At 55.9% G+C, this 26,907-nt stretch carries 24 protein-coding genes; 16 read left to right on the plus strand and 8 right to left on the minus strand.

The features are described from left to right. Nucleotide 1 precedes the first annotated feature (1 nt). The 3 genes from thrB to ACA108_03140 all read left to right on the plus strand — a co-directional run bounded on the left by thrB (nucleotide 2) and on the right by ACA108_03140 (nucleotide 2,760). Nucleotides 2-931, plus strand: a complete 930-nt coding sequence (gene thrB, locus ACA108_03130; GenBank protein ID XEX96550.1) for a homoserine kinase — start codon at nucleotides 2-4, stop codon at nucleotides 929-931. A 3-nt stretch (nucleotides 932-934) separates the two neighbouring features. Beyond that, on the plus strand, nucleotides 935-2,221 hold the full coding sequence (thrC, locus tag ACA108_03135) for a threonine synthase (protein ID XEX96551.1): 1,287 nt from the start codon (nucleotides 935-937) through the stop codon (nucleotides 2,219-2,221). A gap of 239 nt (nucleotides 2,222-2,460) precedes the next feature. Next, the gene (locus tag ACA108_03140; protein ID XEX96552.1) at nucleotides 2,461-2,760 is read left to right on the plus strand and encodes a DUF2502 domain-containing protein; all 300 of its coding nucleotides are present in this window, start codon (nucleotides 2,461-2,463) and stop codon (nucleotides 2,758-2,760) included. Between the two features lie 99 nt (nucleotides 2,761-2,859). Here the strand turns inward: ACA108_03140 and yaaA are convergent, their stop codons facing one another. Both yaaA and ACA108_03150 read right to left on the minus strand, forming a co-directional pair. Then, complete coding sequence (gene yaaA / locus ACA108_03145) at nucleotides 2,860-3,633, minus strand: peroxide stress protein YaaA (GenBank protein XEX96553.1); 774 nt, start codon at nucleotides 3,631-3,633, stop codon at nucleotides 2,860-2,862. Nucleotides 3,634-3,702: 69 nt separating this feature from the next. Then, entirely contained in the window at nucleotides 3,703-5,148 is a 1,446-nt protein-coding gene (locus tag ACA108_03150; GenBank protein ID XEX96554.1) for an alanine/glycine:cation symporter family protein, read from the minus strand. A 216-nt stretch (nucleotides 5,149-5,364) separates the two neighbouring features. Here ACA108_03150 and tal point away from each other — a divergent pair, with 216 nt between their 5' ends. The 3 genes from tal to ACA108_03165 all read left to right on the plus strand — a co-directional run bounded on the left by tal (nucleotide 5,365) and on the right by ACA108_03165 (nucleotide 8,456). Beyond that, entirely contained in the window at nucleotides 5,365-6,318 is a 954-nt protein-coding gene (tal, locus tag ACA108_03155; GenBank protein ID XEX96555.1) for a transaldolase, read from the plus strand. A gap of 110 nt (nucleotides 6,319-6,428) precedes the next feature. Then, nucleotides 6,429-7,016, plus strand: coding sequence for a molybdopterin adenylyltransferase (gene mog, locus ACA108_03160; GenBank protein ID XEX96556.1), 588 nt, complete (start codon nucleotides 6,429-6,431; stop codon nucleotides 7,014-7,016). 126 nt (nucleotides 7,017-7,142) lie between these two features. Next, nucleotides 7,143-8,456 carry an MFS transporter gene (locus tag ACA108_03165; protein ID XEX96557.1) on the plus strand — a complete coding sequence of 438 codons (1,314 nt, stop codon included), beginning with the start codon at nucleotides 7,143-7,145 and terminating at the stop codon, nucleotides 8,454-8,456. A gap of 50 nt (nucleotides 8,457-8,506) precedes the next feature. Here the strand turns inward: ACA108_03165 and satP are convergent, their stop codons facing one another. Beyond that, nucleotides 8,507-9,073, minus strand: coding sequence for an acetate uptake transporter (satP, locus tag ACA108_03170; protein ID XEX96558.1), 567 nt, complete (start codon nucleotides 9,071-9,073; stop codon nucleotides 8,507-8,509). A 126-nt stretch (nucleotides 9,074-9,199) separates the two neighbouring features. On the opposite strand from satP, the gene ACA108_03175 reads away from it, so the two are divergent. The 5 genes from ACA108_03175 to nhaR all read left to right on the plus strand — a co-directional run bounded on the left by ACA108_03175 (nucleotide 9,200) and on the right by nhaR (nucleotide 14,851). After that, a complete protein-coding gene (locus ACA108_03175; protein ID XEX96559.1) occupies nucleotides 9,200-9,373 on the plus strand; it encodes a hypothetical protein in 174 nt (57 codons plus the stop codon). Continuing rightward, the gene (dnaK, locus tag ACA108_03180; GenBank protein XEX96560.1) at nucleotides 9,374-11,290 is read left to right on the plus strand and encodes a molecular chaperone DnaK; all 1,917 of its coding nucleotides are present in this window, start codon (nucleotides 9,374-9,376) and stop codon (nucleotides 11,288-11,290) included. It abuts the gene before it with no gap. A gap of 85 nt (nucleotides 11,291-11,375) precedes the next feature. After that, the gene (gene dnaJ, locus ACA108_03185) at nucleotides 11,376-12,509 is read left to right on the plus strand and encodes a molecular chaperone DnaJ (GenBank protein XEX96561.1); all 1,134 of its coding nucleotides are present in this window, start codon (nucleotides 11,376-11,378) and stop codon (nucleotides 12,507-12,509) included. Between the two features lie 213 nt (nucleotides 12,510-12,722). Beyond that, nucleotides 12,723-13,892, plus strand: a complete 1,170-nt coding sequence (gene nhaA, locus ACA108_03190) for a Na+/H+ antiporter NhaA (protein XEX96562.1) — start codon at nucleotides 12,723-12,725, stop codon at nucleotides 13,890-13,892. 71 nt (nucleotides 13,893-13,963) lie between these two features. Further along, the gene (gene nhaR / locus ACA108_03195; protein ID XEX96563.1) at nucleotides 13,964-14,851 is read left to right on the plus strand and encodes a transcriptional activator NhaR; all 888 of its coding nucleotides are present in this window, start codon (nucleotides 13,964-13,966) and stop codon (nucleotides 14,849-14,851) included. A gap of 67 nt (nucleotides 14,852-14,918) precedes the next feature. Here the strand turns inward: nhaR and rpsT are convergent, their stop codons facing one another. Next, a complete protein-coding gene (rpsT, locus tag ACA108_03200; GenBank protein ID XEX96564.1) occupies nucleotides 14,919-15,182 on the minus strand; it encodes a 30S ribosomal protein S20 in 264 nt (87 codons plus the stop codon). A gap of 326 nt (nucleotides 15,183-15,508) precedes the next feature. Between rpsT and ribF the strand changes: the two genes are divergently transcribed. The 5 genes from ribF to ispH all read left to right on the plus strand — a co-directional run bounded on the left by ribF (nucleotide 15,509) and on the right by ispH (nucleotide 21,259). Further along, entirely contained in the window at nucleotides 15,509-16,441 is a 933-nt protein-coding gene (ribF, locus tag ACA108_03205) for a bifunctional riboflavin kinase/FAD synthetase (GenBank protein XEX96565.1), read from the plus strand. 28 nt (nucleotides 16,442-16,469) lie between these two features. Further along, the gene (ileS, locus tag ACA108_03210) at nucleotides 16,470-19,286 is read left to right on the plus strand and encodes an isoleucine--tRNA ligase (protein ID XEX96566.1); all 2,817 of its coding nucleotides are present in this window, start codon (nucleotides 16,470-16,472) and stop codon (nucleotides 19,284-19,286) included. Further along, nucleotides 19,286-19,786 (plus strand): signal peptidase II, encoded by a 501-nt coding sequence (gene lspA / locus ACA108_03215; GenBank protein XEX96567.1) that lies wholly within the window; start codon nucleotides 19,286-19,288, stop codon nucleotides 19,784-19,786. Before ileS ends, lspA begins: the two co-directional genes overlap by 1 nt. A 74-nt stretch (nucleotides 19,787-19,860) precedes the next feature. Further along, nucleotides 19,861-20,331 carry an FKBP-type peptidyl-prolyl cis-trans isomerase gene (fkpB, locus tag ACA108_03220; protein XEX96568.1) on the plus strand — a complete coding sequence of 157 codons (471 nt, stop codon included), beginning with the start codon at nucleotides 19,861-19,863 and terminating at the stop codon, nucleotides 20,329-20,331. Next, a complete protein-coding gene (gene ispH / locus ACA108_03225; GenBank protein ID XEX96569.1) occupies nucleotides 20,312-21,259 on the plus strand; it encodes a 4-hydroxy-3-methylbut-2-enyl diphosphate reductase in 948 nt (315 codons plus the stop codon). Before fkpB ends, ispH begins: the two co-directional genes overlap by 20 nt. 80 nt (nucleotides 21,260-21,339) lie before the next feature. On the opposite strand, the gene ACA108_03230 is transcribed toward ispH, so the two are convergent. From ACA108_03230 to ACA108_03245, 4 genes are all read right to left on the minus strand, one after another. Further along, the gene (locus tag ACA108_03230) at nucleotides 21,340-22,491 is read right to left on the minus strand and encodes an integrase core domain-containing protein (GenBank protein XEX96570.1); all 1,152 of its coding nucleotides are present in this window, start codon (nucleotides 22,489-22,491) and stop codon (nucleotides 21,340-21,342) included. 363 nt (nucleotides 22,492-22,854) lie between these two features. Next, nucleotides 22,855-23,760: a dihydrodipicolinate synthase family protein gene (locus ACA108_03235; GenBank protein ID XEX96571.1), complete on the minus strand. Its 906-nt coding sequence runs from the start codon at nucleotides 23,758-23,760 to the stop codon at nucleotides 22,855-22,857. Next, nucleotides 23,760-25,466 (minus strand): dihydroxy-acid dehydratase, encoded by a 1,707-nt coding sequence (gene ilvD / locus ACA108_03240; GenBank protein XEX96572.1) that lies wholly within the window; start codon nucleotides 25,464-25,466, stop codon nucleotides 23,760-23,762. Before ilvD ends, ACA108_03235 begins: the two co-directional genes overlap by 1 nt. Before the next feature lie 17 nt (nucleotides 25,467-25,483). Then, on the minus strand, nucleotides 25,484-26,884 hold the full coding sequence (locus tag ACA108_03245; protein XEX96573.1) for an MFS transporter: 1,401 nt from the start codon (nucleotides 26,882-26,884) through the stop codon (nucleotides 25,484-25,486). Nucleotides 26,885-26,907: the final 23 nt, after the last annotated feature.

Here is a 26,907-nt window from a genome sequence, read left to right on the forward strand (position 1 = left end):
GATGGTTAAAGTATTTGCACCGGCTTCCAGTGCCAACATGAGCGTCGGCTTTGACGTGCTCGGGGCCGCCGTTACGCCCGTTGATGGGTCTCTTTTAGGGGATTACGTTACGGTCGAAGCGGCAGATTCCTTCAGCCTGAACAACGTCGGGCGATTTGCCAGCAAGCTGCCGTCCGAACCGCGTGAGAACATCGTCTATCAATGCTGGGAACGCTTCTGCCAGGAAATTGGTAAAACCATTCCTGTGGCGATGACGCTGGAAAAAAGCATGCCGATTGGCTCGGGGTTGGGATCCAGCGCCTGCTCCGTGGTGGCAGGTTTAATGGCGATGAACGAGTTCTGCGGCAGGCCACTGAACGAAACTAAAATGCTCACGCTGATGGGCGAGCTGGAAGGGCGTATTTCCGGCAGCGTGCATTATGACAACGTTGCGCCGTGCTACCTTGGCGGCATGCAGCTGATGATCGAAGAGGACGGCATTATCAGCCAGCCCGTACCGGGCTTTGACGAATGGCTATGGGTGCTGGCCTATCCGGGCATCAAGGTGTCGACTGCGGAAGCGCGCGCCATTCTTCCTGCACAGTATCGTCGTCAGGACTGTATCAGCCACGGTCGTCATCTGGCGGGCTTCATTCACGCCTGCCATACCCGCCAGCCGCTGCTGGCGGCGAAGCTGATGCGTGACGTCATTGCCGAACCCTATCGCGCAAAACTGCTGCCACGCTTTAACGAAGCGCGTCAGGCAGTAGCCGATATCGGCGCGCTGGCAAGCGGCATTTCGGGCTCCGGCCCAACCTTATTTGCGCTGTGTGATAACACCGATACCGCACAGCGCGTGGCCGACTGGTTAGGCCAACACTATTTGCAAAACCAGGAAGGTTTTGTACATATCTGCCGTCTGGATACGGCTGGCGCACGAGTTTTGGGATAACGCATGAAACTGTATAACCTTAAAGATCATAACGAGCAGGTCAACTTTGCCCAGGCGATTACCCAGGGCTTAGGCAAACAACAGGGGCTGTTTTTCCCGCACGATTTGCCGGAGTTTGAGCTGACCGAAATCGACGAAATGCTAAAAATGGATTTCGTATCCCGCAGCAGCAAAATCCTGTCTGCTTTCATCGGTGATGAGATCCCGCAGGAACAGCTGGAACAGCGCGTGCGCGCGGCTTTCACCTTCCCTGCGCCGGTGAAAAGCGTCGAACCGGATATCGGCTGCCTCGAACTGTTCCACGGCCCTACGCTTGCGTTTAAGGATTTCGGCGGACGCTTTATGGCGCAAATGCTGACGCACATCAGCGGTGACAAGCCTGTTACTATTCTGACTGCAACATCGGGTGATACCGGCGCCGCTGTAGCACATGCCTTTTATGGCCTGAAGAATGTGCGCGTCGTGATTCTTTATCCGCGCGGCAAAATCAGTCCGCTGCAGGAAAAACTGTTCTGTACCCTGGGTGGCAATATTGAAACCGTGGCAATCGACGGCGATTTCGATGCGTGTCAGGCACTGGTTAAACAGGCCTTCGACGATGAAGAACTGAAGGTGGCGTTGGGGCTAAACTCAGCCAATTCGATTAATATCAGCCGTCTGCTGGCGCAGATTTGCTACTACTTTGAAGCCGTAGCGCAGCTGCCGCAGGAAGCCCGTAATCAGCTGGTGGTCTCTGTCCCTAGCGGTAACTTCGGCGATCTCACTGCTGGTCTGCTGGCAAAATCCCTTGGCCTGCCGATCAAGCGCTTTATCGCCGCCACCAATGCCAACGATACCGTTCCGCGTTTCCTGGCCGACGGTAAATGGTCGCCGAAAACTACCGTTGCCACGCTCTCTAACGCAATGGACGTCAGCCAGCCGAACAACTGGCCGCGCGTGGAAGAGCTGTTCCGCCGCAAAATCTGGCGTCTGACGGACCTGGGCTATGCCGCTGTCACCGATGAAACCACGAAAGCGACTATGCACGAGCTGAAAGCCGTGGGCTATGTCTCTGAACCGCATGCGGCGATAGCCTACCGTGCGCTTCGCGATCGGCTTCAGCCTGGCGAATATGGCCTGTTCCTGGGGACGGCACATCCGGCGAAGTTCAAAGAGAGCGTGGAAGAGATCCTTGGAGAGCCGCTGGCGCTGCCGGAAGAATTAGCATCGCGTGCCGACTTGCCGCTGCTGTCGCACAACCTGCCTGCGGACTTCGCTGCTCTGCGTAAGCTGATGATGGCAAAGGCTTAACGGCATACCGGTGGATGGCGCTGGCGCTCATCCACCCTGCGATTTCGGCCACCCAACAGGGTGGCTTTTTTACGACTGAATTATGGAGGAATTACGCAGGTAAAGTGGAGGGAAAACGGAGGAATTCCCATAAAATGCGGGCACTTAGATATTAGGATTGCACAGTATTATCACCCTGTGCCGTTCGGCATAAGCTGTTCCCAACAGCCCATATCGGGAACAGTTGTAAGGAGTAACTTATGTTGAAATCTATCGTTCTGGCGTTATCGATTCTGGTGGTGACTCCTCTGGCCGTACAGGCTTCCGAAATCACGCTGGTTCCGGCGGTGAAGCTGCAGATTGGTGATCAGGATAATCGTGGGAACTACTGGGATGGCGGCCAGTGGCGCGATCATGGCTGGTGGGGAAATCACTATGAGTGGCATGACAATCACTGGCGTCCACACGGTCGTCCGGACCATCATGATGACCATCGGCATGACGATCGCCATGAACATCATGACAACGGTAACCACTACGGCCAGCACAAGCATCACTAATTTGCAGGCCGGATAAGCTTTGCGCTATCCGGCATTGCCAGTCTACATAACAAGAAAATTTGGTGGATGACGCTGACGCTTATCCACCCTGGGAACGTGTCACTGTTCGTGGCGTTTAAACACCAGTTCGTTTTTCATTGATGCCGCTTCGTCGTATACGTAGCCGTCCGTATTAAACGCTTTAAGCTGCTCAGGCTTTGTGAGGCGATTTTCAATGATGTAGCGGCTCATTAAACCGCGTGCTTTCTTGGCGTAGAAGCTGATCACTTTAAACTTGCCGTTTTTCTCGTCGAGGAAGACAGGTTTGATAATCTCCGCATTAAGCTTCTTCGGCTTCACCGATTTAAAATATTCGTCAGACGCCAGGTTTATCAGGATGTTATCCCCCTGTGCCGCCAGCGTCTCGTTCAGCTTATCGGTAATCGTTTCGCCCCAGAACTGATACAGATCTTTGCCCTTCGGGTTTTCCAGGCGAATACCCATCTCCAGCCGATACGGCTGCATCAAATCCAGCGGGCGCAGTACGCCGTACAGGCCGGACAGCATGCGTAAATGCTGCTGGGCAAAATCAAATTCCGCATCGCTAAATGTTTCTGCCTGCAGTCCGGCATAGACATCGCCTTTAAAAGCCAAAATCGCCTGACGTGCGTTGCGCGGGGTGAAATCCGGATGCCATTCGTGGAAGCGGGTCTCATTAAGGGATGCCAGCTTGTCGCTGATATGCATCAGCGAGGCAATTTGCGGCGCGCTGAGCCCGCGAGCAATACCGATGAGCTGCTGGGAATGCTCCAGCAGCTCCGGCTGAGTATAGCGGTCGGTTGGTAGATCGCTTTGATAATCAAGAGTTTTGGCAGGTGAAATGACGATTAGCATGTTGGATCCTTACAGGTCTTTGCGGGCTACTGTAGCAAATTTCCTGAAAGTATCCGCCAATGGTTGTGATTAACTGCCGCTTTGCTTTTCCTTCTGCCCGTCCCACACGCCCGGTTCCAGCTGGCTTTTTATTTCCGGGAAACGGTCGGGGTTAAACACGGGCGTGAGGCCCAGCCGCTGTTGGCGTAGGTAGTCCGCAGTTAATTCCCGCACCACCGGGGAGAGCAGCAGGATAGCGCTGAGGTTGGTTATCGCCATTAGCGCCATTGCCACATCGGCGAGCTGCCAGACCAGCGGCAGCGGTGAAAGCGTACCGAAGAGCACCATAATCAGCGCCAGGCAGCGGAAAGATATCTGCGAAACGGCACTTTTTTTCTGCAGAAACAGCAGGTTGTTTTCCGCGTAGGCGTAGTTGGCAACGATGGAGGTAAAGCCGAACAGGAAGATGATAAAAGCAATAAACGCTGTGGCCCAGCTGCCTACCATGCTGCTTAACGCCATCTGGACAAGTTGGATACCATCCATGCCGCTCTTTGTGCTGTCCAGCATGCCGGAAACCAGTACGATGGCTGCAGTGGCTGTACAGATAACAATCGTATCAGTAAAGACGCCGAACATTTGTACCAGACCCTGCGCGGCTGGGTGAGGGGGCCACGCTGAAGCAGCCGCGGCGGCATTCGGGGTTGAACCCATACCCGCTTCGTTTGAGAACATACCGCGTTGGAAGCCGGTAGTAATAGCCTGACTTAACGTATAGGCCACCGTGCCAGAGGCCGCTTCGCGCCAGCCGAAAGCGCTTTTTATCACCAGCGTAATGACGTCCGGAATACGGTCGATATGCAGCACGACGACGTAGAGCGCCATCATTACCCAGATTAGCCCCATAAAAGGCACCAGATATTGGGAAAGCTTCGCTGCTCCGCGCATTCCCCCCCATATCACGCCGCCAGTCAGGAAGATTAGCAAAATGCCTATCCACTCTCTCGGCACGTTAAAAGCAAAATGAACCGCATTTGCGATAGCGTTTGCCTGCACCGCGTTGAAAATCAGGCCAAAGGCGATCATTAAAAATAGTGAGAACAGGACGCCCATCCAGCGCATGCCCAGTCCCCGTTCCATATACCAGGCTGGCCCACCGCGATAGTGGCCTTCGCTGTCGCGGGTTTTATAGAGTTGGGCGAGAGAGCATTCGGCATAGGAAGTTGCCATGCCGACGAGGGCGATTACCCACATCCAGAAGATGGCGCCGGGGCCGCCGATGGTCAGCGCCAAAGCCACCCCGGAGAGGTTTCCGCTGCCGACGCGGGCAGCAAGGCTGGTAAACAGCGCCTGGAGTGGCGAAATTCCGGTTTTGTCGGCGCTTTTTCCAGGCGCGAGCAGGGCGCGAAACTGGGTGAAATAGCGGAACTGCACGAAACTGCAGCGGAGGGTAAACCAGATACCTGTGCCGATCAGCAGGTAAATCAACAGCGAGCCCCAAAGTATCTCGTTGATAAAATGCAGAAAACCGATCATTAACGTCCCTCTTGTCAATGTTTCACGAAAGTGGCCGGGGGGCGATTCCGACCCGTAGTCCATTACATCGCAGGCGAATATTATAGGAAGTTTATCATGTTTATCTTACCTTCCGGATGGACGATTGCCACGGTTGCACCTGAGTTGCGTCGTGATATCATCAGGTAAGACCGGTTACATCTCCCTAACAAGCTACACCTGACGAGAAACACTATCATGACGGATAAATTGACCTCCCTGCGTCAGCTGACCACAGTGGTTGCTGACACCGGGGATATCGCGGCAATGAAGCTGTACCAGCCGCAGGATGCAACGACCAACCCATCTCTGATTCTGAACGCAGCACAAATCCCTGAGTACCGTAAACTGATTGACGATGCGGTAACGTGGGCGCGTGAGCAGAGCAGCGATCGTGCTCAGCAGGTTGTGGACGCCACGGATAAACTGGCGGTAAACATTGGTCTGGAAATCCTCAAGCTGATCCCTGGTCGCATCTCTACCGAAGTTGATGCTCGTCTGTCTTACGACACCGAAGCCAGCATCACCAAAGCAAAACGCCTGATCAAACTCTATAACGACGCGGGCATCAGCAACGACCGTATCCTGATCAAACTGGCTTCTACCTGGCAGGGCATCCGTGCCGCCGAGCAGCTGGAAAAAGAAGGCATCAACTGTAACCTGACCCTGCTGTTCTCCTTCGCCCAGGCCCGTGCCTGTGCTGAAGCTGGCGTGTTCCTGATCTCTCCGTTTGTTGGCCGTATCCTCGACTGGTACAAAGCTAACACCGACCAGAAAGAGTACGCACCGCAGGAAGACCCAGGCGTGGTGTCCGTGGCTGAGATTTATCAGTACTACAAACAGCATGGCTACGAGACCGTAGTGATGGGTGCAAGCTTCCGTAACGTTGGCGAAATCCTTGAGCTGGCAGGCTGCGACCGTCTGACTATCGCGCCGGCACTGCTTAAAGAGCTGGCCGAAAGCGAAGGCGCGGTTGAGCGCAAGCTTAGCTACACCGGCGAAGTGAAAGCGCGTCCGGAACGTATTACTGAATCCCAGTTCCTGTGGCAGCACAACCAGGATCCAATGGCCGTTGATAAACTGGCTGACGGTATCCGTAAGTTTGCTGTAGACCAGGAAAAGCTGGAAAAAATGATCGGCGACCTGCTGTAATCATTGGCGTGGCCGGGCATCCCGGTCACGCTTTTTAACGTTATACCCTGTCTGCAAATCCCCCTGCCGTGTATCATTCCGCTCAAGTTTACTGAATTCCCGGAATCGATATGAATACCTTACGCATTGGCTTAGTTTCCATCTCTGACCGCGCTTCCAGCGGTGTTTATCAGGACAAAGGCATTCCGTCGCTCGTTGAGTGGCTGGAGCGCACCCTTACCACCCCGTTTCAGATTGAAACCCGCCTTATTCCCGACGAGCAGCCGATCATCGAACAGACGCTGTGCGAGCTGGTGGATGAAATGGCCTGCCATCTGGTGCTGACCACCGGCGGTACCGGGCCGTCGCGCCGCGACGTGACACCGGATGCTACCCTTGCTGTTGCCGATCGCCTGATACCGGGCTTTGGCGAGCAGATGCGCCAGATAAGCCTGCACTATGTGCCAACGGCGATTCTTTCCCGCCAGGTTGGCGTCATCCGCAAGCAGGCGCTGATTCTTAACCTGCCGGGCCAACCGAAGTCGATACAGGAGACGCTGGAAGGGGTGAAAGACGAAAACGGTAAGGTTGTGGTAGCGGGGATTTTTGCGAGTGTACCGTATTGTGTACAGCTGCTGGGCGGCCCTTATATCGAAACCGATGGCCAGGTTGTAGCAGCATTTCGCCCGAAGAGCGCGCGTCGCGAGACAAAATCCTGAAGATAGGCCGTTTGTGACATAAGATGCAGTGCCTGTGGAGTGTTGAGGGTTAGCCGTTATAGTAAGCTTTGCTTTACAGCAAAACGGTCACTCACCCTTACGCTTCATTTATACGCACGGTTTACTATGTCAATACAACAACAGACAAGACCTCTGAACCGTCAGGACTACAAAACCCTGACGCTTGCCGCTTTGGGCGGCGCCCTTGAATTCTACGATTTTATTATTTTCGTCTTTTTTGCCACCGTCGTCGGCGCGCTGTTCTTCCCGGCTGATATTCCCGAGTGGCTGCGCCAGGTGCAGACCTTTGGCATTTTTGCCGCCGGTTACCTTGCCCGTCCGCTGGGCGGCATCGTGATGGCGCACTTTGGCGATCTGGTTGGCCGCAAGAAGATGTTCACCCTGAGCATCCTGCTGATGGCGCTGCCGACGCTCGCCATTGGCCTGTTGCCGACTTACGCCACGCTGGGCATCGCAGCTCCCATCCTGCTTCTTCTTATGCGTGTGCTGCAAGGTGCCGCCATTGGTGGTGAAGTGCCGGGCGCATGGGTTTTCGTCGCTGAGCACGTACCTTATAACCGCATCGGCATTGCCTGCGGAACGCTGACCGCTGGGCTGACAGTAGGTATTTTGCTGGGATCGGTGGTGGCCACGATTATCAATATGGTGATGACGCCGGAGGCCATTCATAACGGTGGCTGGCGTATTCCGTTCTTGCTTGGCGGGATTTTCGGGCTGGTAGCGATGTACCTGCGCCGCTGGCTGCAGGAAACGCCGATCTTTATCGAGATGCAGAATCGCAAGGCGCTGGCGGAAGAGCTGCCCTTGAAATCGGTGGTAATGAAGCATAAAAAGGCCGTCGTCATTTCAATGCTTCTGACCTGGCTGCTGTCGGCGGGTATTGTCGTGGTGATCCTGATGTCGCCGACCTGGCTGCAAAAACAGCTGGGTATCGCTCCAGCGCTTACGTTACAGGCCAATAGCATCGCCACTATTATGCTGTGCGTAGGCTGCGTTGTGGCGGGGCTGGTTGTCGACCGCATCGGTGCCAGCAGAACCTTTATCTTCGGCAGCCTGCTGCTGGCGGTATGCAGCTGGATGTTCTATCACCAGATGGCCAGTCACCCGGAATATTTGTTCTTCTTATATGGGCTGGTCGGCCTGAGCGTGGGTGTAGTGGGCGCAGTGCCGTTTGTCCTGGTGCGGGCGTTCCCGGCGGAGGTCCGGTTTACCGGTATCTCATTTTCCTACAATGTCTCCTACGCGATCTTTGGCGGGCTGACGCCAATCCTCGTCACCATGCTAATGGGCGTCTCTCCGATGGCTCCTGCCTGGTACGTGCTGGCGCTGGCGTTGGTTGGGCTGGCGGTAGGTATCTGGCTGCGAAAAGATTTGAATCATGAGGATGGGGTAGTGGAAAGACCGCTGCAGCATTCATAAAAAAATGCGGAGCCTGGCTCCGCATTTTTGTTTCTTTCAGGTGGCGAGAATCAGTGCTTTTCGCCCAGCGGCAGCACGGTGCGGCCAAACTGTTCGTTGATCACTTCGCCCATCGCAGTGTAAATGGCGCTTGCGCCACATACCAGGCCAACCCAGCCCGCTACATGGATGATGCTTTCGCTATCGGCAAAGTGGCCGATAGACAGCAGGGCAAACAGGACGGTCAGGCTGCAGAAAATAAACTGCTGCATGCGTGAACCCTTCAGCGTGGCGATGAACATGAACAGCGTGAACACGCCCCACAGGCCGAGATAGGCCCCCAGGAAATGCGCATTCGCCGCATCGCCCAGGCCCATTTTAGGCATCAGGAAGATAGCAACCAGAGATAACCAGAATGCACCGTAAGAGGTGAATGCGGTCAGGCCAAAGGTATTTCCCTTTTTGTACTCAAGCAGGCCAGCAAAGATTTGCGCGATGCCACCGTAGAAGATCCCCATGCTCAGGATCGTGATATCAAAACCAAATAGCCCGCTGTTGGTCAAGTTGAGCAAAATGGTGGTCATGCCGAAGCCCATTAAGCCCAGGGGAGCTGGATTAGCCAACTTAGTGTTGCCCATAGTTCCTCTGAAAAATTCGTCTGTAAAAGTTTATTAGTAAATGGCCCAACAGCCGTGAAAGGGCAGCGGGGCGCGGCATCATAATGGGGGGCAGGGGTGGAGTCCATGATCTAAACAGGTGTGAAGATGAAAATTTTTTTTGCGTTGCCCCTTGATGGCGGGCCAGCCGACCCCATCTTGTATGCAACCGCAGTTGGCGGACCTGTAAAAAAACACGTTTGGGCAGTTGAAACACTCTTGTTTGCCCGCATAACAGGTTCACAACCACATGACGAACAAATTTTAAGTGGAGACGTTTAGATGGGTAAAATTATTGGTATCGACCTGGGTACAACCAACTCTTGTGTAGCAGTTATGGATGGTACCACTGCACGTGTGCTGGAGAACGCCGAGGGCGACCGCACCACACCTTCCATTATTGCTTATACCCAGGATGGCGAAACTCTGGTTGGTCAGCCGGCTAAGCGTCAGGCAGTGACTAACCCGCAGAACACCCTGTTCGCGATCAAGCGCCTGATTGGCCGTCGTTTCCAGGACGAAGAAGTGCAGCGTGATGAAGCCATCATGCCGTACAAAATCATCGGCGCTGACAACGGCGACGCATGGATTGACGTGAAAGGTCAGAAAATGGCACCGCCGCAGATCTCTGCTGAAGTGCTGAAGAAAATGAAGAAGACGGCCGAAGATTACCTGGGTGAACCGGTAACCGAAGCGGTTATCACCGTACCTGCCTACTTCAACGATGCTCAGCGTCAGGCAACCAAAGACGCTGGCCGTATCGCAGGTCTGGAAGTGAAACGTATCATCAACGAACCAACCGCAGCGGCGCTGGCCTACGGTCTGGATAAAGAAGTTGGCAACCGCACCATCGCCGTTTACGACCTGGGTGGCGGTACCTTCGATATCTCTATTATCGAAATCGACGAAGTTGATGGTGAGAAGACCTTTGAAGTACTGGCTACCAACGGGGATACCCACCTGGGTGGTGAAGACTTCGACAGCCGTCTGATCAACTACCTGGTAGAAGAGTTCAAGAAAGATCAGGGTATCGATCTGCGTAACGATCCGCTGGCGATGCAGCGTCTGAAAGAAGCTGCTGAAAAAGCGAAGATCGAACTCTCTTCTGCGCAGCAGACCGACGTGAACCTGCCGTACGTCACAGCAGACGCGACGGGTCCTAAACACATGAACATTAAAGTGACTCGTGCAAAACTGGAATCCCTGGTCGAAGACCTGGTCAACCGTTCTATCGAGCCACTGAAAGTTGCGCTGCAGGATGCTGGCCTGTCCGTATCCGACATCCAGGACGTGCTGCTGGTTGGCGGTCAGACCCGTATGCCAATGGTGCAGAAAAAAGTTGCTGAGTTCTTTGGTAAAGAGCCACGTAAAGACGTTAACCCGGACGAAGCCGTTGCCGTTGGCGCAGCCGTTCAGGGCGGTGTTCTGACTGGCGAAGTGAAAGACGTACTGCTACTGGACGTTACCCCACTGTCTTTGGGTATCGAAACCATGGGCGGCGTGATGACTGCGCTTATCAACAAAAACACCACTATCCCGACCAAGCACAGCCAGGTGTTCTCTACCGCTGAAGACAACCAGTCTGCGGTAACCATCCATGTGCTGCAGGGTGAACGTAAACGTGCTGCGGATAACAAAGATCTGGGCCAGTTTAACCTGGACGGGATCAGCCCGGCACCGCGCGGCATGCCGCAGATCGAAGTCACCTTCGATATCGATGCTGATGGCATCCTGCACGTTTCCGCGAAGGACAAAAACAGCGGTAAAGAGCAGAAGATCACTATCAAGGCCTCTTCTGGTCTGAACGAAGAAGAGATCCAGAAAATGGTGCGTGAAGCAGAAGCTAACGCCGATGCTGACCGTAAGTTCGAAGAGCTGGTCCAGACCCGTAACCAGGCAGATCACCTGGTGCACAGCACTCGCAAGCAGGTTGAAGAAGCAGGCGATAAACTGCCAGCTGATGACAAAACTGCCATCGAATCTGCTCTGACCGCGCTGGAAGGTTCCCTGAAAGGCGAAGACAAAGCAGATATCGAAGCGAAGATGCAGGAACTGGCTCAGGTTTCCCAGAAGCTGATGGAGCTGGCTCAGGCACAACACGCTGAGCAGCAGGCGGGGAACGCGGCTGATGCAACCAACGCTGGCAAAGAAGACGACGTGGTTGACGCCGAGTTCGAAGAAGTTAAAGACAAAAAATAATCGCCCTTTGATTGGGTAAAACACTGACACGGGCGTAGAGGGTTTCCTCTCCGCCCGTGTCCGCATGTTAGGGGCAGATAAAAACATGGCGAAGAAAGACTATTACGAGGTTTTAGGCGTCTCGAAATCCGCAGACGAGCGTGAAATCAAAAAAGCTTACAAGCGCCTGGCGATGAAATTCCACCCGGACCGTAACCAGGGTGACAAAGAGGCCGAAGGTAAGTTTAAAGAGATCAAAGAAGCCTACGAAATTCTCACCGACGAGCAAAAACGTGCCGCATATGACCAGTACGGTCACGCCGCGTTCGAGCAGGGCGGTATGGGTGGCGGCGGTGGCTTTGGCGGCGGCGGTGCTGACTTCAGCGATATCTTTGGCGATGTGTTTGGCGATATCTTTGGCGGCGGTCGCCGTCAGCGTGCTTCACGCGGTGCTGACCTGCGCTACAACATGGATCTTTCTCTGGAAGAAGCCGTTCGCGGCGTAACCAAAGAGATCCGCATCCCGACGCTGGAAGAGTGTGACGTTTGCCACGGCAGCGGCGCAAAATCCGGCTCGAAGCCGCAAACCTGTCCAACCTGCCACGGTGCAGGGCAGGTGCAGATGCGTCAGGGCTTCTTTACCGTGCAGCAGAGCTGCCCGCACTGCCAGGGCCGCGGTTCAATTATTAAAGATCCGTGCAACACCTGTCATGGCCATGGCCGCGTAGAGAAAACCAAAACCCTGTCGGTGAAAATCCCGGCTGGCGTGGATACCGGCGATCGCATTCGTCTGACCGGTGAAGGTGAAGCAGGTGAACACGGTGCGCCAGCAGGCGATCTGTACGTTCAGGTGCAGGTGAAGCAGCACCCAATCTTCGAGCGTGAAGGCAACAACCTTTACTGCGAAGTGCCAATCAACTTTGCGATGGCAGCGCTGGGCGGTGAAATTGAAGTGCCGACGCTTGATGGCCGCGTGAAGCTGAAAGTTCCGGGTGAAACCCAGACCGGCAAGCTGTTCAGGATGCGTGGCAAAGGTGTGAAATCCGTACGGGGTGGAGCACAGGGCGACCTGTTGTGCCGTGTGGTTGTCGAAACACCGGTTAGCCTGAACGAAAAACAGAAACAGCTGCTCCGCGATCTGGAAGAAAGCTTTGGTGGACCGACCGGCGAGCATAACAGCCCGCGTTCCAAAAGCTTCTTCGACGGCGTGAAAAAGTTCTTTGATGATTTAACCAAATAAATCATCCCGCAGGACTGCTACGCTTAAAACCTGAATCGGCTGATGCTGATTCAGGTTTTTTTTTCCTGGAAGGATGAGCGCTAAATTGTTATTGATCGGATTTTTCGATTTAACTGCGCTATTTAATCTGCTTTTAACGATGTATCGATGCTGTTATCCTCGCGCCCACATTGGTGGCTTCACTGGCTGGCTGCCGAACAAAGGGAGGGAACAATGACGAAAACACTGCATAACTTTTTCAGGAATGACGCTGCTGGCGGCATTTTGCTGATTATCGCTGCATCTCTGGCAATGCTTCTGGCGAACATGGATGCCACCAGCAGCCTGTACCAGGCGTTTCTTGCCACGCCCGTCGAGGTGCGCATTGGCGCGCTGGACATTAATAAGAACATGCTGCTGTGGGTGAACGACGCCCTGATGGCCATCTTCTTTCTGATGATTGGCCTGGAGGTGAAGCGGGAAATGGTGGAAGGCTCGCTGGCCAGCCGCCGCCAGGCCGCTTTCCCGATGATCGCGGCGCTGGGTGGCATGGTAATCCCCGCCGCCATCTATCTGATCTTCAACTTTCAGGATCCGGTGACCCGTGAAGGTTGGGCAATCCCGGCAGCAACGGATATTGCCTTCGCGCTGGGTATTCTTGCGCTGCTCGGCAACCGGGTGCCCGTCGCGCTCAAAGTGTTCCTGATGGCACTGGCTATTATTGATGATCTGGGTGCCATCGTCATCATTGCGCTGTTTTATACCAACGATCTTTCGCTGCTGTCGCTGGCGGTTGCGGCGGGGGCAATTGCGGTTATGGCCTTGTTGAATCTTTTCAACGTGCGCCGTACGGGAATTTATATCCTGGTTGGCGTGGTACTGTGGACCGCCGTGCTTAAATCCGGCGTGCACGCAACGCTTGCCGGGGTGATTATCGGCTTCCTGATCCCGCTTAAAGAGAAAGACGGACACTCCCCGGCAAGGGAGCTGGAGCACATACTGCATCCGTGGGTCGCGTTCCTGATCCTGCCGCTGTTTGCCTTTGCCAACGCCGGCGTCTCTTTACAGGGGGTCACGCTGGAAGGGCTGACGTCGCTGCTGCCGATGGGGATTATTGCCGGTCTGTTTATCGGCAAGCCGCTGGGGATTAGCCTGTTCTGCTGGCTGGCCCTGAAGCTTAAGCTTGCCAGCCTGCCGGAGGGAACGACCTTCAAGGATATTCTTGCCGTGGGTGTGCTGTGTGGCATTGGCTTTACCATGTCGATCTTTATTGCGTCCCTGGCCTTCAGCAGCGTCGATCCTGAGCTCATCACCTGGGCGAAGCTGGGCATCCTAATCGGCTCGTTGCTTTCCGCCGTGGTCGGATACACTATGCTGAGAAGCCGTTTTTCACCGGCGGCGTAACCAGATTTCATTTCACCGCTGACAGCTCCCGCTGCCAGCTAAAGGACAATCTCTCAGGGAGTGAAAGCGCCATGTCGCACATCAATTACAACCATCTCTATTATTTCTGGCACGTCTGCAAAGAGGGTTCGGTGGTGGGGGCAGCGGAAGCGCTGTACCTGACGCCGCAGACCATCACCGGGCAAATCAAAGCGCTGGAAGAGCGTCTGGACGGCAAGCTGTTCAAACGAAAAGGTCGGGGCCTGGAGCCCTCGGAGCTGGGCCAGCTGGTCTTTCGCTACGCGGACCGCATGTTTACGCTAAGCCAGGAGATGCTGGATATCGTGAACTACCGCAAAGAGTCTAGCCTGTTGTTCGACGTAGGTATTGCGGACGCGCTCTCGAAAAGGCTGGTTAGCGGCGTGCTGGATGCCGCCGTCGTTGAAGACGAACAGATCCACCTACGCTGTTTTGAATCCACACACGAAATGCTGCTCGAGCAGCTCAGCCAGCATAAGCTGGATATGATTATCTCGGACTGCCCGATTGACTCCACGCAGCAGGAAGGGCTTTTCTCGGTCAAAATTGGCGAGTGCGGCATCAGCTTCTGGACTCAGGAGCCCTTGCCCGAGCAGCCGTTTCCGGCCTGCCTTGAAACAAGGCGCCTGTTAATACCCGGCCGTCGCTCAATGCTGGGGCGTAAAATCCTCAACTGGATTAACACCCAGGGGCTGAAGGTCGAGATTCTGGGAGAGTTTGACGATGCGGCCCTGATGAAAGCGTTTGGTGCGGCGCACAATGCGATATTCGTTGCTCCGACGCTGTACGGTCAGGATATCTATAAAGACGACAACATCATTGAGATTGGGCGCATTGAGAGTGTGATGGAAGAGTACCACGCGATTTTCGCAGAGCGCATGATTCAGCACCCCGCGGTGCAGCGAGTCTGCAAAAGAGATTACTCGGCGCTGTTTAAATAGCACCGGATTTCAGGCATAAAAAAACCGGCATGAGCCGGTTTTTTTTAAGCTGACAACAGAAAGGCGATTAAGCCAGTTTGTTGATTTGCGCAGTAAGGTTAGCCTTATGACGCGCAGCTTTGTTTTTGTGGATCAGACCTTTGCTAGCCTGACGATCCACGATTGGTTGCATTTCGTTAAATGCTTTCTGTGCAGCAGCTTTGTCGCCAGTTTCAATCGCTGCGTATACTTTCTTGAGGAAAGTACGCATCATAGAGCGACGGCTTGCGTTGTGCTTACGAGCCTTTTCAGACTGTACAGCACGTTTCTTAGCTGATTTGATATTAGCCAAGGTCCAACTCCCAAATATGATCTATGTGGACAATTCAAAGGCCGAGGAATATGCCCGGTTAGCCTTCTTTTGTCAATGGATTTGTGCAAATAAGCGCCGTTAACTTTACGACACCTCTTACGTTGTGATGGCGCGGATTCTACCAGCATCGGGCCTGCGAATACAGCCTTTAGCTAACAAAAATCCATCAATAACGGCTAAGCGACGCAAAAGCGTCCCCCAGCGTAATGAAAACCTTAAAGCTTTATGTCAAACGGACAATCGCTGGTTAACGTTCATCGCGGTAGTTGATATAATCCGCCGATTTCCACTGTTTTGAGCCAGCCATGAAGCTGATACGCGGCATACATAATTTACGCCAGAATCACCACGGGTGTGTCCTCACCATTGGTAATTTCGATGGCGTGCATCGAGGCCACAAGTCTCTGCTACAAGGGCTGTGTGAGGAGGGGCGTACGCGCAACCTTCCGGTCATGGTGATGATTTTCGAGCCTCAGCCGCTGGAGCTTTTTGCCGCAGGCCAGGCGCCTGCACGCTTAACCCGTCTGCGTGAAAAATTGCGCTACCTGGCGGAGTGCGGCGTGGACTACGTGCTTTGCGTGCGTTTTGACCGCCGCTTTGCCGCACTAACGGCCCAAAACTTTGTTAGCGACCTGCTGGTTAACCGCCTCGGGGTGAAGTTTCTCGCCGTCGGGGATGATTTCCGCTTTGGTGCTGGTCGCCAGGGGGATTTCTTGTTATTACAGAAGGCAGGCCTGGAATACGGCTTTAACGTCACCAGCACGCAGACTTTTTGCGAAGGTGGCGTACGCATCAGCAGCACGGCGGTCCGCCAGGCCTTAGCTGATGACAAACTCGAGCTTGCTAAAAGCCTGCTTGGGCATCCGTTTATTATCTCCGGACGCGTTGTCCACGGCGACGAGCTGGGCCGCACCATCGGTTTTCCGACGGCGAATATACCGCTGCGCCGTCAGGTATCCCCGGTAAAAGGGGTGTACGCGGTAGAAGTGGCGGGTCTCGGCGACAAGCTGCTTCCTGGCGTTGCCAATATCGGCACCCGCCCTACGGTGGCGGGGATGCGCCAGCAGTTAGAAGTTCATTTGCTGGATGTTGCAATGGACCTGTATGGACACCATATAGATGTGGTGCTGCGTAAAAAAATACGCAATGAACAGCGCTTCGCTTCGCTCGATGAACTGAAAGCGCAGATCGCTAACGATGTAGTAACCGCCCGCGAATTTTTTGGCTCTAATACCTGAGCAAGCTAACTACGGAACCGAGAATCTAATGAGTGACTTTAAATCTACCCTGAACTTGCCGGAAACAGGGTTCCCGATGCGTGGCGATCTCGCTAAACGCGAACCGGGCATGCTGGCGCGCTGGAACGATGATGACCTGTACGGCATCATCCGTACTGCAAAAAAAGGCAAGAAGTCCTTTATTTTGCACGATGGCCCTCCTTACGCGAACGGCAGCATTCATATTGGTCACTCCGTAAACAAGATTCTGAAAGATATTATCGTTAAGTCCAAAGGGCTTTCCGGTTTTGACTCGCCGTATGTGCCGGGCTGGGACTGTCACGGTCTGCCAATCGAGCTGAAAGTAGAACAGCTGATCGGCAAGCCGGGCGAGAAAGTGTCTGCGGCGGAATTCCGTGCGGCGTGCCGTAAGTATGCGGCCGAGCAGGTTGACGGCCAGCGCGAAGACTTCATCCGCTTAGGCGTGCTGGGTGACTGGTCACGTCCGTACCTGACCATGGATTTCAATACCGAAGCGAACATCATCCGTGCGCTCAGCAAAATCATCGGTAACGGCCACCTGCATAAAGGTGCTAAGCCAGTCCACTGGTGCGTCGACTGTCGTTCAGCGCTGGCTGAGGCGGAAGTTGAGTACTACGACAAAACGTCTCCTTCCATCTTTGTTAGTTTCCATGCGGTCGATGCCGACGCGGTAAAGGCGAAGTTTGGTGCGGCTGTGGTGACCGGCCCGGTTTCTCTTGTTATCTGGACAACCACCCCGTGGACCCTGCCTTCTAACCGTGCGGTCTCTTTGAACGCTGACTTCGAGTACGTGCTGGTGCAGGTTGATGGCCAGGCGCTGATCGTCGCCAAAGATTTGCTTGAAAGCGTGATGAAAAGCGCGGCAATCAGCGACTGGACAGTGCTGGGCGAAACAAAAGGTGCTGAGCTTGAGCTGATGCGCTTTAAGCATCCGTTCCTTGCTTACGATGTGCCAGTGATTCTTGGCGACCACGTTACCCTGGATGCGGGTACCGGTGCGGTTCATACCGCAGGCGGCCACGGTCCTGACGACTACGTGATCAGCCAGAAATACGGTCTGGAAATTGCCAACCCGGTTGGGCCGGACGGCTGCTACCTGCCTGGCACCTATGAAGGGCTGGACGGCGTCCAGGTCTTCAAAGCCAACGATCTGATCGTCAACATCCTGCGCGATAAAGGCGCTCTGCTGCACGTTGAAAAACTGCTGCACAGCTACCCGCACTGCTGGCGTCACAAAACCCCGATCATCTTCCGTGCCACGCCGCAGTGGTTTGTGAGCATGGATCAGAAAGGCCTGCGCGAGCAGTCCCTGAAAGAGATTAAAGGCGTGCAGTGGATCCCGGACTGGGGCCAGGCGCGCATTGAATCCATGGTTGCTAACCGTCCGGACTGGTGTATCTCCCGTCAGCGCACCTGGGGCGTGCCAATGTCCCTGTTCGTGCATAAAGAGACGGAAGAGCTTCACCCGCGTACGCTGGAACTGATGGAAGAAGTTGCGAAGCGCGTAGAACAAGACGGCATCCAGGCGTGGTGGGATTTAGATCCGCGCGACATCATGGGTGACGACGCAGACAACTACACCAAAGTGCCGGACACCCTGGACGTGTGGTTCGACTCCGGCTCAACGCACTCATCCGTTGTGGACGTGCGCCCTGAGTTCAACGGCCACGCGGCGGACATGTATCTGGAAGGGTCGGATCAGCACCGCGGCTGGTTCATGTCCTCCCTGATGATCTCCACGGCGATGAAAGGCAAAGCGCCTTACCGCCAGGTGCTGACCCACGGCTTCACCGTAGATGGTCAGGGCCGTAAGATGTCCAAATCCATCGGCAACACCGTTTCTCCGCAGGACGTGATGAACAAGCTGGGCGCGGACATCCTGCGCCTGTGGGTGGCATCTACCGACTACACCGGCGAAATGGCGGTTTCCGACGAAATCCTCAAGCGTGCTGCCGATGCATATCGTCGCATCCGTAACACTGCTCGCTTCCTGCTGGCTAACCTGAACGGCTTTAATCCGGAAACCGACATGGTGAAACCCGAAGAGATGGTGAAGCTGGACCGTTGGGCGGTAGGCTGCGCGCAGGAAGCACAGGCGGATATCCTGGCCTCCTACGAAAACTACGATTTCCACGAAGTTGTGCAGCGCCTGATGCGCTTCTGCTCCGTTGAAATGGGCTCGTTCTATCTCGACATCATCAAAGATCGTCAGTACACCGCGAAGCCGGACAGCGTGGCGCGCCGCAGCTGCCAGACCGCTCTGTATCACATTGCAGAAGCGCTGGTTCGCTGGATGGCACCGATCATGTCCTTCACCGCCGACGAAATCTGGGGCTTCCTGCCGGGTAAACGCGAGCAGTACGTCTTCACCGGCGAGTGGTACGAAGGTCTGTTTGGCCTGGATAACGCCGAAGAGATGAACAACGACTACTGGGATACCCTGCTGACCGTGCGCGGCGAAGTGAACAAGGTCATTGAGCAGGCTCGCGCCGACAAACGCGTTGGTGGGTCTCTGGAAGCGGCAGTCACCCTGTACGCGGACAGCGATCTGGCAGCGAAGCTCAACGCCCTGGGCGATGAATTGCGATTTGTCCTGTTGACCTCCGGTGCGCAAGTTGCCGATTATGCGCAGGCAACGGAAGACGCTCAGCCGAGCGAAATCCTTAAAGGCCTGAAAGTCGCCTTGCGTAAAGCCGACGGTGAGAAGTGCCCGCGCTGCTGGCATTACACTACCGACGTCGGTCAGGTAGCGGAACACGCAGAAATTTGCGGCCGCTGTGTCAGCAACGTAGCCGGTGACGGCGAAAAGCGTAAGTTCGCCTGATGAGTAAACCGATTCTTTCTACCGGCCTGCGCTGGCTGTGGCTGGTGGTCGTGGTGCTAATCATCGATCTGGGCAGCAAGTACCTGATCCTCCAGCATTTCATGCTGGGGGACACCGTCTCGCTGTTCCCGTCGCTGAACCTGCACTACGCCCGTAACTACGGCGCGGCGTTTAGTTTCCTGGCGGATAAAGGCGGCTGGCAGCGCTGGTTCTTCGCGGGCATTGCGGTGGGTATCTCCGTGGTGCTGGCGGTGCTGATGTACCGCGCGAAAGCCACCCAGAAGCTGAACAATATCGCCTATGCTTTGATCATCGGCGGCGCGCTCGGCAACCTGTTCGACAGGCTCTGGCACGGCTTCGTGGTCGACATGATCGACTTCTACGTCGGCGACTGGCACTTTGCCACCTTCAACCTGGCCGATACGGCAATCTGTATCGGCGCGGCGCTGATTGTGCTGGAAGGGTTCTTCGTCTCTGACGGGAAGAAGAAAGCGGCATAATCCGGCCCGCGTGCCGTTCGATTTGTAGGGCGGGCAGGCGTTAGCGCCCCCGCCACAATAATAGGCTCTACTGCATGTCTGAATCTGTACAAGCTAACAGCCGCGTTTTGGTGCATTTCACGCTGAAACTCGAAGATGGTTCCACCGCCGAGTCCACCCGTAACAACGGCAAACCGGCGCTCTTCACCCTTGGCGATGAAACCCTGTCGCCGGGTATGGAAGACCAGCTTGTCGGCCTGAAGGCTGGCGACAAAAAGGCGTTTTCGCTGGCCCCGGAATCCGCGTTTGGTATTCCAAGCCCGGACATGATCCAGTATTTCTCCCGTCGTGAATTCGTCGACGCGGGGGAGCCGGAGCCGGGTGCGATTATGCTCTTTACCGCAATGGATGGCAGCGAGATGCCGGGCGTGGTGCGCGAAGTCAACGGGGATTCCATCACCGTGGACTTTAACCATCCTCTCGCCGGGCAAACCCTTCATTTTGATATCGAAGTACTGGAAGTTAACCCGGTACTGGAGGCGTTGAATGCAGATCCTGTTGGCTAACCCACGCGGCTTCTGTGCCGGGGTCGACCGCGCTATCAGCATTGTGGAAAACGCGCTGGCTATCTACGGCGCGCCAATTTACGTTCGTCATGAAGTGGTGCATAACCGCTACGTGGTGGACAGCCTGCGCGAGCGCGGGGCGATTTTCATCGAGCAAATCAGCGAAGTGCCGGACGGCGCGATCCTGATCTTTTCGGCGCACGGCGTTTCCCAGGCGGTGCGCAACGAAGCCAAAGGCCGTGATTTAACGGTATTCGATGCGACCTGCCCGCTGGTCACCAAAGTGCATATGGAAGTGGCGCGCGCCAGCCGCCGTGGTGAAGAGTCCATTCTGATTGGCCACGCCGGCCACCCGGAAGTGGAAGGCACCATGGGCCAGTACAGCAACCCGAAAGGGGGCATGTACCTGGTGGAGTCGCCGGAGGACGTCAGCAGGCTGAACGTCAAAAACGAAGGCAAGCTGTCGTTTATGACCCAGACCACTCTGTCGGTCGATGACACTTCGGAAGTGATTGACGCGCTGCGTAACCGTTTCCCGCAGATCATCGGGCCGCGCAAAGACGATATCTGCTACGCCACGACTAACCGTCAGGAAGCCGTGCGTGCCCTGGCGGACGAGGCGGACGTGGTGCTGGTGGTCGGCTCGAAGAACTCTTCTAACTCCAACCGCCTGGCAGAGCTTGCCCAGCGCATGGGGAAAGCGGCGTATCTGATTGACGACGCGACGGACATTCAGGAAGAGTGGGTGACAGGCGCGAAATGCGTTGGCGTTACCGCCGGCGCGTCCGCCCCGGATGTGCTGGTACAAAACGTGTTAGCCCGCCTGCGTGAGCTTGGCGGCAGCGAAACCCGCGAGCTGACCGGACGCGAAGAAAACATCGTGTTTGAAGTGCCGCGCGAGCTGCGTATCGATGCCAAAGAAGTGTAGGCGTAGGGTGGATAAGCGATAGTGTACGACCGGTCACATAGGTTACAGATCAGACCGGCCACATAGGTAACACATTCAGGCTAATCTATCCGGATGATACTTTGCTTACGTCTGTCGTAGTAAGCAAGGTCCATCCGGTTAAATATAATGACATCCACCCCATCTTCCCGTTCCTCCAGCATCACATATTCCCCCCGTAGCGCCTGATTCAGGAACACACGTTTACCGATGTGTATAACGCCTTTCGGTCCGACCCGATAAATTCGTGCACCCTCCGGATAACTCACCTCCGGCGTTTTTCCGTCCCATTGCCGGGGCGACGGCACCCAGATGCCACCGGGGGTCAGCCCGCCCAGTGCCTCATGTGGCCGTTCCCGGTTAAACTCCTCCCGGTAATGGTCGAACCACGCCTGCTGGGCTTCCAGAGTCGAATGCCGGTTATCGAAGCCCAGGCTGTATTTGAGAGAGCGGTGCATGCGTTCATGGCGTCCGTTTTCCTCCGGATGTCCCCGACGAATACGCTCCGGACGGATGCCAAGCTTAATCAGCCAGACAGCAAGACGACTCAGCCCCGCGATGCCGGTTCCGGCAAACGGCTGGCCGTTATCCGTTTTCAGAACTTCGGGCAGGCCGTATTCCAGGAAGGCTTGCTCCAGACAACCACGGACAAAGGACTCGCTTTCCCTGAAGGTGCCCTGGCAGGCCAGCAGGTAACGGCTGTGGTTGTCGGTCAGGGTGAACGGATGGCAGTAGGCCCGGCTGAGAAGCCGGAACTTGCCCTTGAAGTCCGCGCTCCAGACCTGGTTAACCGTCTCAATGGAGGTCATCGCCTGGCGGTTGCCGGGCGTACGACGACGGTGGACACGGGGAGTAATCAGCCCCTCACGCTGAAGGATATCCCCGATGGTACTGGCGGCAGGAACAGGGAACGGCACGCGGTGATTAATCAGCCAGCCGCGCACCTTTTTCGCGCCCCAGTCGGGATGTGTCAGCCGGATATCGATGAGCTGCTGAATAATGTCAGGCAGGAGTCTGTCAGGATGCGTGAGGCGGGCACGGGATTTATCAAAAAGGGAGATCGGGTCATCGGGGTCAAATCGCTGCAGCCACTTGTAGCCGGTTTTGCGGCTGATACCAAAACGGCGGCACAGGGCCGAGAAAGGTTCCGTGCCCGTCTGGCAGGCACGGATGAAATCAAGACGTTGCATGGGTTGGGTCTCAGTCCAGGGCATAGTGAGTCTCCTCTGCTATACCGTTTATAACTGTTACCCATGTGGCCGGTCTAAAGTGTTACCCATGTGCCCGGTTTGTACCGATAGCGTCATCCACCTTTTTTGCCAGTTTTAAATGGAGAGCTTTGGCTCCCCATTTTGCTAAGCGTCGTCCTCGTCCTGCATTATCGCGCTGCGCCCGCCGTCCCTTACAAGTTTCGTTCTCAAAAAAAATTTGTCTTGTCGCTGGATAAATACATAATTTTCAGCGTGGTAAAAGCGTGGCCGATTCCCTGGCTGGTGCCCGGTGTTAATAACCACTCTGGCTGTGTTTTGATTTGTTATGGAAACCTCGGTGGCTGCGGGCAGGCCGCAGCCTTAAAATTATAGTTGGAAGTCGGTGATAAATTTATCGATAAGTAGGCTGTCTTCGTCGGTGAGCGACCAGCCCGGCCTGCGGCAGTAGTCGCTGGCAATGATCCCGCGCCGCATCAGAATCGTTTTCTCTGCCTGAATGATGTATTCGCAGTGGCTCATCCAGCGCTGGATGTACGGCAGCAGCGCGGTGTGAAGCACTTCGGCCTGCTGTCGTTCACCCTTCAGCCAGTGGCGATAAATACGCACGTAGACCTCGGTAAACGAGCAGCCCGGCATCACGCCCTTGCCGCCCGCTTCGAGCATTTGCAGCATATACAGCCCGGCATAGCCGTTAAGCACGCTGGCCTGCGGTGCCTTAGCCAGAAATTCGCGCGTGTAGTCTACGGGCGGGTTACATTCGATTTTGAAAACGGCATGGGGATAGCGGGCGGCGACCGCTGCCAGCTGCTCCGGGGTAATAGCCAGGCCAGTTTCCCCCGGCGCGTACTGCACCATTACCGGAATATCCACCGCTTCGAGCACGGCAAAAATGTGTTCCTGAATCGCCTGCTGGTTTGGCTGCAGGAAGAAAGGCGGTAGCAGCATCAGTGCATCGGCGCCCAGGCTGGCGTACCGGCGAGCGCGTTTTACCGCCAGCTCCGTACTGTGGTCGGTGACGGACATCGCACGGTAAAGCGGGCTGCCCGCAAGCGTAGTGACAAAAATCTGCGCCAGCCGATCGCGCTCGTGGTCGTCCAGCTTGGGGAATTCGCTGGCGATGCCAAACAGGGTGGTGCCCTGCGCGCCGCTGCCTGCCAGGTGTTCCAGCAGGCGAATCAGGCTCGCCTCATCGATTTCACCGCTGGCGGTAAACGGCATGGCGGATATCGGGTTTACGCCGATGATATCCTGCGCCGCATAGTGCTTTTGCATCAGTCTTCCTCCCTGTCCGCCAGTACCGCGCCCTGAGCGGCAGGTAATGCCCAGCGGCGATATAACCGTAGGAAGCCGCGCGGAACCTCTTTGTTTACCGGCTTCCAGTTTTCGCGGCGGGCCGCCAGCTCGGCTTCGCTGACGTGCAGGGTCAGCTGGCGCGTGGGGATATCAATGGAGATTTCATCGCCGTCTTGCACGAGGCCCAGCTCGCCGCCGTCCACCGCTTCCGGCGAGATATGCCCGACGAACAGGCCGCGGTTAGAGCCGGAGAAACGCCCGTCGGTGATCAGCGCACAGGTATCGGATAGGCCCATCCCCTCGAGTGATTTCATCGGCTTATACATCTCGGGCATTCCCGGCCCGCCTTTTGGCCCCTCGTAGCGCAGCACCAGCACGCTGCCCGACTGGATCTGACCGGACATTATCGCGTCCACGGACTCCTGCTCGCTGTTAAAGACGACGGCAGGCCCACGGAACACCATTAGATTCTCCGGCACGGCTGCGGGTTTCACCACGCAGCCGAGCGGAGATAAATTACCGTGAAGTACGGCTACGCCCGCTTCGTTACGTACCGGGATAGCAAGCGTATGGATGACTTCCGGGCGGCAGCTTCGCTGCGTTTGGGCGAGCAGCTCACGCTTGGTTTTGCCCGCTACCGTCAGCGCATCCAGATTCATCAGCCTACTGATTTCATACTCCACGGCCCGCACGCCTCCCGCTTCCCAGAAGTCGATCATATCGTGCTCGGAAGCCGGATAGAGTGAGGCAACCAGCGGCACATGATGGCTGAGCTCATCAAACGCAGAGAGCGGCAAATGGCCCAGCTCGGCTTCATAGTAAATGGCCTGCAGATGCAGAATCGCGTTCGTGGAGCCGCCGGTCGCCAGCAGATAAACCATCGCGTTGCGGATAGAATCCGGCGTGATGATCTGGCGAGCGTTAACCCCGTCCAGCACCAGCCTGACGGCCTGACGGCCCGTTTCTACGGCGCATTCGCGACGCTCCTGCGAGACGGCGGGCAGGGTGCTGCTGCCCGGCAGGCTCATGCCCAGCACTTCACCGATGCAGCACATGGTGTTAGCGGTGCCGTACATGGTGCAGGAGCCTGGCCCCGGCTCGGCAATGTTCTCGATATGCGCGAACTCTTCTTCAGTGATTTCGCCACGTTTTTTCCAGCCGATGGCCTCGGTGACGATATTGCCGTCCCAGTGTTTACCTTTGTATTCAGCGGGATACATTGGCCCACCGTTGACCATAATCGCCGGGATATCCAGCCGCGCGGCGGCCATCAGCATCGCCGGAACGATTTTGTCGCAGGAGCCAAGCAGCACCATGCCGTCGAAACGGTGGGCGCGCATCATCACTTCAATGGAGGCGGTGATAACCTCGCGAGCGGCGAGAATATAGCGCATGCCAAGGTGACCTTCAGCGATGCCATCGCACGGGGCAATGGTGCCAAAGACCATGCCGACGCCGCCCGCCTCTTCAATTCCCTCCAGCACTTTGGCCGTCAGCTCGTTAAGATTGACGTGTCCCGCCGTCGCGTTGGTGTAGCTGTTCACCACGGCAATCACCGGGCGGCGAAGCTGCTCATCGCTATGGCCCATTGATTTGTACAGCGCACGTTTCAGCGCGCCGTCGTCACCTTCAAGGATTGGGTTGAAATGTGTGCCACAGCTGGCACATCCTCCACATCCACTCATAATTTCAGTCTCTTTTCTTAGCGGCGAAGAGCCGCATTGTCAGGGTGTGCAGCGTCAGGCTGCGCGGTGTTCTGTTCAGGGACAGCGATAACTTTTTTCGGGTTTGCGAGACGGGCCGGCAGGGCCAGAATCAGCGGGGCGCAGAGCAGCAGGAAGCCCGCCAGAATGTACAGGCCAAGGTCGGTGCGGCCGGTGGCATCTTTCAGCCAGCCCAGCACCGTTGGGCCAAAGAAGCCCGCCAGGTTGCCCACGGAATTAACGAAGGCAATCCCGGCTGCGGCGGCCGTGCCGGAAAGCAGAGCGCCGGGCAGGCTAATATAGGTAGGGATCAGCGCCAGGGTGCCGGACATTGCGACGCAGATCCACGCCATCATCCAGAAGGTGGAGCTGCTGCAATAGGCGCTTAAGGCAAGGCCCACGCAGCCAATCAGTGCCGGAATGGCGATATGCCAGCGGCGCTCCTGCTTCAGGTCGGAGTGGCGGCTGTTCCACACCATAAAGGCCGCGCCAAAGAGGTAGGGCAGGGCGGCGAGCAGGCCGATGTAGAAATCGTCGTTCACGCCGGAGCTTTTGATAATCGACGGCAGCCAGAAGTTGATGCCGTAATAGCCGATATTGAAGCTGAAAAACACCAGCGCCAGCAGCCAGACGTAGCCGTTAGCGAGCATGCCCTTCAGGCTGCTGTCCACCTTGCCCCGGTTGGCCCGTTCGCGGTTGACGGCATCTTTGCGCAGGTCGTCAAAGACAATCTGCTTCTCTTCGTCGCTCAGCCATTTGGCGGATTTCACGTCGTTATCCAGGTAGCGCAGCACCACGAAGGCCAGCAGGAACGACGGAACGGCTTCCACCAGGAACAGCCACTGCCAGTTATGCAGGCCGCCGACGTCCTCAAACAGCTTGAGGATCAGGCCCGAAAGCGGGCTGCCGATGATGGTGGAAAGCGGGGTGACGAGGATAAACAGCCCGAGCGTGCGGGCCGAACGCCATGACGGGAACCACAGCGTGAGGTAAAACACGATGCCGGGGAAGAAGCCCGCTTCTGCCACGCCGAGCAGGAAGCGCACGACGTAGAACTGCGTTGGCGTGGTGACAAACATCATGCCTGCGGAGAGCACCGCCCAGGTTGCCATAATTCTGGCTATCCAGAAGCGGGGGCCGAAGCGCTGCATCAGCAGGTTACTCGGCATCTCAAACAGGAAGTAGCCGATAAAGAAAATCCCGGCCCCCAGCCCGTAGACAGTGTCGCTGAATCTCAGCGCATCCTGCATGTGCAGCTTGGCGAAGCCGACGTTTACGCGATCCAGATAGGCGAAGAAGTAGCAGAGGATTAAAAAGGGAATCAGGCGTCGCGTGATCTTACTGTAAACCCGCGACTCAGCGGCTTTGGCCGATGATTTGCTGTCCAGCGTCTCGTTCATAGTCTTTCTCCAGAGGTGTAAAT

Source organism: Dryocola sp. LX212 (assembly GCA_041504365.1).
Lineage (GTDB): Bacteria > Pseudomonadota > Gammaproteobacteria > Enterobacterales > Enterobacteriaceae > Dryocola.

Bases quoted from the DNA above. Each gene is read 5' to 3' on its own strand.
- ACA108_03230 (XEX96570.1), bottom strand. From the start codon at position 22,491: ATGCCCTGGACTGAGACCCAACCCATGCAACGTCTTGATTTCATCCGT.
- ACA108_03150 (XEX96554.1), bottom strand. From the start codon at position 5,148: ATGATCGGTTTTCTGCATTTTATCAACGAGATACTTTGGGGCTCGCTG.
- thrC (XEX96551.1), top strand. From the start codon at position 935: ATGAAACTGTATAACCTTAAAGATCATAACGAGCAGGTCAACTTTGCC.
- ileS (XEX96566.1), top strand. From the start codon at position 16,470: ATGAGTGACTTTAAATCTACCCTGAACTTGCCGGAAACAGGGTTCCCG.
- dnaJ (XEX96561.1), top strand. From the start codon at position 11,376: ATGGCGAAGAAAGACTATTACGAGGTTTTAGGCGTCTCGAAATCCGCA.
- ACA108_03235 (XEX96571.1), bottom strand. From the start codon at position 23,760: ATGCAAAAGCACTATGCGGCGCAGGATATCATCGGCGTAAACCCGATA.
- thrB (XEX96550.1), top strand. From the start codon at position 2: ATGGTTAAAGTATTTGCACCGGCTTCCAGTGCCAACATGAGCGTCGGC.
- satP (XEX96558.1), bottom strand. From the start codon at position 9,073: ATGGGCAACACTAAGTTGGCTAATCCAGCTCCCCTGGGCTTAATGGGC.
- ACA108_03175 (XEX96559.1), top strand. From the start codon at position 9,200: ATGAAAATTTTTTTTGCGTTGCCCCTTGATGGCGGGCCAGCCGACCCC.
- dnaK (XEX96560.1), top strand. From the start codon at position 9,374: ATGGGTAAAATTATTGGTATCGACCTGGGTACAACCAACTCTTGTGTA.
- ACA108_03245 (XEX96573.1), bottom strand. From the start codon at position 26,884: ATGAACGAGACGCTGGACAGCAAATCATCGGCCAAAGCCGCTGAGTCG.
- yaaA (XEX96553.1), bottom strand. From the start codon at position 3,633: ATGCTAATCGTCATTTCACCTGCCAAAACTCTTGATTATCAAAGCGAT.
- ispH (XEX96569.1), top strand. From the start codon at position 20,312: ATGCAGATCCTGTTGGCTAACCCACGCGGCTTCTGTGCCGGGGTCGAC.
- lspA (XEX96567.1), top strand. From the start codon at position 19,286: ATGAGTAAACCGATTCTTTCTACCGGCCTGCGCTGGCTGTGGCTGGTG.
- ribF (XEX96565.1), top strand. From the start codon at position 15,509: ATGAAGCTGATACGCGGCATACATAATTTACGCCAGAATCACCACGGG.
- nhaR (XEX96563.1), top strand. From the start codon at position 13,964: ATGTCGCACATCAATTACAACCATCTCTATTATTTCTGGCACGTCTGC.
- nhaA (XEX96562.1), top strand. From the start codon at position 12,723: ATGACGAAAACACTGCATAACTTTTTCAGGAATGACGCTGCTGGCGGC.
- ilvD (XEX96572.1), bottom strand. From the start codon at position 25,466: ATGAGTGGATGTGGAGGATGTGCCAGCTGTGGCACACATTTCAACCCA.
- fkpB (XEX96568.1), top strand. From the start codon at position 19,861: ATGTCTGAATCTGTACAAGCTAACAGCCGCGTTTTGGTGCATTTCACG.
- ACA108_03140 (XEX96552.1), top strand. From the start codon at position 2,461: ATGTTGAAATCTATCGTTCTGGCGTTATCGATTCTGGTGGTGACTCCT.
- ACA108_03165 (XEX96557.1), top strand. From the start codon at position 7,143: ATGTCAATACAACAACAGACAAGACCTCTGAACCGTCAGGACTACAAA.
- tal (XEX96555.1), top strand. From the start codon at position 5,365: ATGACGGATAAATTGACCTCCCTGCGTCAGCTGACCACAGTGGTTGCT.
- mog (XEX96556.1), top strand. From the start codon at position 6,429: ATGAATACCTTACGCATTGGCTTAGTTTCCATCTCTGACCGCGCTTCC.